Genomic DNA, 2610 nt, shown 5'->3' on the forward strand with positions numbered 1-2610 from the left:
AAGGTAAGCGTCCAATAATCCCATGGATTTAAAATAAGTAGAAGACATGAGAGAATAGACTTTAATAGAGCACTTTTATAGCCCGCTGAGTACTCGGTGAACTATAAAAGCTTGAAAGGAGAGATCTCATGGCTACTATGAAATCTGTGCAGCACGAAATGTTAGTAGAAAAATGGCGTAAGATAATAGCAGAACGTATGCAAAGCGGAATGCCTGTTAAGCCCTGGTGCAAAGAGAGGGGAATTTCTGAAGGACAATACTATTACTGGCTAAAAGTCATACGGGAAGAATCCTTAATAAAGGCAGGCACCCTTGCCGTCACAGGAGGACCCCAGTTCGCAGAAGTAAAGCAGATTGAACCCAAAACACCAATGAATTCCCATAGAGTGTGTGCTGTGATACAAATGGAGAATGGTATGGCTGTGGAAATTTGTAATGGAGCTGATCCAGACACCATCTCAGCCATCCTTAACATTCTAAAGAGATGATGCTGATTCAGTTTCCAAAGGATATCCAGATATACATAGCCTGCGGCCACACCGACATGCGAAAACAGATTGATGGTCTTGCTGCTATCGTCCAGACAAACTTTCACCTTGATCCATTTCAAAAAGCCCTGTTTTTGTTTTGTGGACGAAAACGCGACCGAATGAAAGCACTTTATTGGGAAGGTGATGGATTCCTACTTCTATATAAAAGATTGGAAAGCGGAAGCTATCAATGGCCTAAGACGTCAGAAGATGTTAGAGAGATAACCTCCCAGCAGTATCGATGGCTGTTAGAAGGGCTCTCCATTGACCAAAAGAAAGTAATAAAAGAAGTGAAAAACAAAAGGATTATTTAACCTGTGAAATCTAGAATTATCAATGGTTTCACAGGCTTTTTTTATAGGAAAAAACCTGTGTTTATGGTATAATAATAGTAACAATAATCAACCAGAAAGGGCGTGAATTCAATGGTTACAGGATCTGATAGCTCCATTCTTTTAGAAGTGATAAAGCAACAGAATGAAACCATTGCTGCCCTCAAAAATACTATTGATCAGATGAGCACAGACTCGAAGATTCTTCGGGAGCAGATTGATTATCTGACCAAAAAACTCTTTGGGAAAAAGAGTGAGAAAACATCTGCAATTTCTGGACAGATTACTTTAGATGCCGTTGCCTTTGGTCAGTTTGATGAAGCGGAAGTAGAAGCAAACATAGAAGAAGTAGAGCAAATCATTTCAAAAAAGAAGACCCGTGCTGGTTATTCTCGAGAAAAAGCTCTTTCCAATCTTCCAGAAGAAGACCGAGTTTATTCTTTATCCCAAGAAGAGCAAGTATGCCCTACAGATGGAGATGAGTTAAAGTATGCAGGAAAGAAATATTTACGAACAGAAGTAGCATATCAACCTGCTACCATGAAACTCGTACATATCTATCAGGAAAACTGGGAATGCAGAACTTGCCGCAAGGAAGGAAGGCCCTACCTTACACAAGCTAAAACAGACCCTCCCCTTCTTCAGCATTCCATGGCAAGCCCATCCAGTGTTGCCTGGACCATGTATCAAAAATATGTAAATCACATCCCTTTATACCGACAGGAAAAGGATTGGAAAAATCTCGGAATGGAGCTTTCTAGAAGTACCCTGTCTAACTGGATCGTCAAAACATCAGAGGAATGGCTGGGTGCAATGGTATCCAAACTCCATGAGAAGCTTTTAAAGCAGAATCATTTGCATGCAGACGAATCACCCATCCAGGTGATGAAGGAAGAAGGACGATCTAACAGCACCAAGTCCTATATGTGGGTGTACACCACAGGTTCTAGAAGCAGCAAACCCATCCGTATATTTGAATATCGGACTGGGCGGGCTGGCAAGAATGCATCGGATTTCTTAGAGGGATATAGCGGATATCTCCATACCGATGGATTCAAAGGATATGGAAAGGTGAAAAATATCAAGCGGTGTCTTTGCTGGAGTCATGTAAGACGATACTTCGTAGATGCACTGCCTAAAGATGTTAAAAGTCCAGGGAGTACCTTAGCACAACAAGGTACTCTCTACTGCAACAAGCTTTTTAACATTGAAGAGAAACTAAAGGATTTACCAACTGAAGAGAGAAGAGTAGAGCGTCTAAAACAGGAGATACCCGTTTTAGAGGCCTTTTGGGCGTGGGTTAATACCAATCTAGAAGGTGTGCTACAAAAATCTAAGATTGGACAGGCACTGCAGTACGCAAAGAACCATCAAGAAGGACTCATGATTTTCTTAGATGATGGAGACTGTGAGATTTCCAATAACCTAGCCGAAAACAGCATCCGACCCTTTACCGTAGGTCGTAAGAACTGGCTCTTTGCAGGAAGTCCTGCTGGAGCAGATGCTAGTGCTGCTGTCTACACCATTGTTGAGACAGCAAAGGCTAATGGATTAAACCCATACAAATATTTGGAGTATCTTTTAAGACATATTCCTTCTATACCCAACAAACAACAAAAGGATATGCTAGACAAGATGCTTCCATGGAACCCACAGGTTCAAGCAGCATGTCGCACAAAATAAAAAATAACAGTGGCAGCCAAATGGCTGCCATAATTTATTGGTACATGTTATTAAAGGACGCTTAC

3 protein-coding genes are annotated in these 2610 nt (G+C 41.3%); all 3 read left to right on the top strand.

The window, feature by feature from the left end:
* Nucleotides 1-128 precede the first annotated feature (128 nt).
* The 3 genes from tnpA to tnpC all read left to right on the top strand — a co-directional run bounded on the left by tnpA (nt 129) and on the right by tnpC (nt 2545).
* On the top strand, nt 129-488 hold the full coding sequence (tnpA, locus tag NSA47_RS15235; protein ID WP_257533543.1) for an IS66 family insertion sequence element accessory protein TnpA: 360 nt from the start codon (nt 129-131) through the stop codon (nt 486-488).
* Entirely contained in the window at nt 488-844 is a 357-nt protein-coding gene (tnpB, locus tag NSA47_RS15240) for an IS66 family insertion sequence element accessory protein TnpB (RefSeq protein ID WP_257533545.1), read from the top strand. Before tnpA ends, tnpB begins: the two co-directional genes overlap by 1 nt.
* Nucleotides 845-955: 111 nt before the next feature.
* On the top strand, nt 956-2545 hold the full coding sequence (gene tnpC, locus NSA47_RS15245; RefSeq protein ID WP_257533547.1) for an IS66 family transposase: 1590 nt from the start codon (nt 956-958) through the stop codon (nt 2543-2545).
* Nucleotides 2546-2610 lie beyond the last annotated feature (65 nt).

It is taken from the genome of Irregularibacter muris (genome assembly GCF_024622505.1).
Taxonomy (GTDB): domain Bacteria; phylum Bacillota; class Clostridia; order Eubacteriales; family Garciellaceae; genus Irregularibacter; species Irregularibacter muris.

Bases quoted from the DNA above. Each gene is read 5' to 3' on its own strand.
- tnpC (WP_257533547.1), top strand. From the start codon at position 956: ATGGTTACAGGATCTGATAGCTCCATTCTTTTAGAAGTGATAAAGCAA.
- tnpB (WP_257533545.1), top strand. From the start codon at position 488: ATGCTGATTCAGTTTCCAAAGGATATCCAGATATACATAGCCTGCGGC.
- tnpA (WP_257533543.1), top strand. From the start codon at position 129: ATGGCTACTATGAAATCTGTGCAGCACGAAATGTTAGTAGAAAAATGG.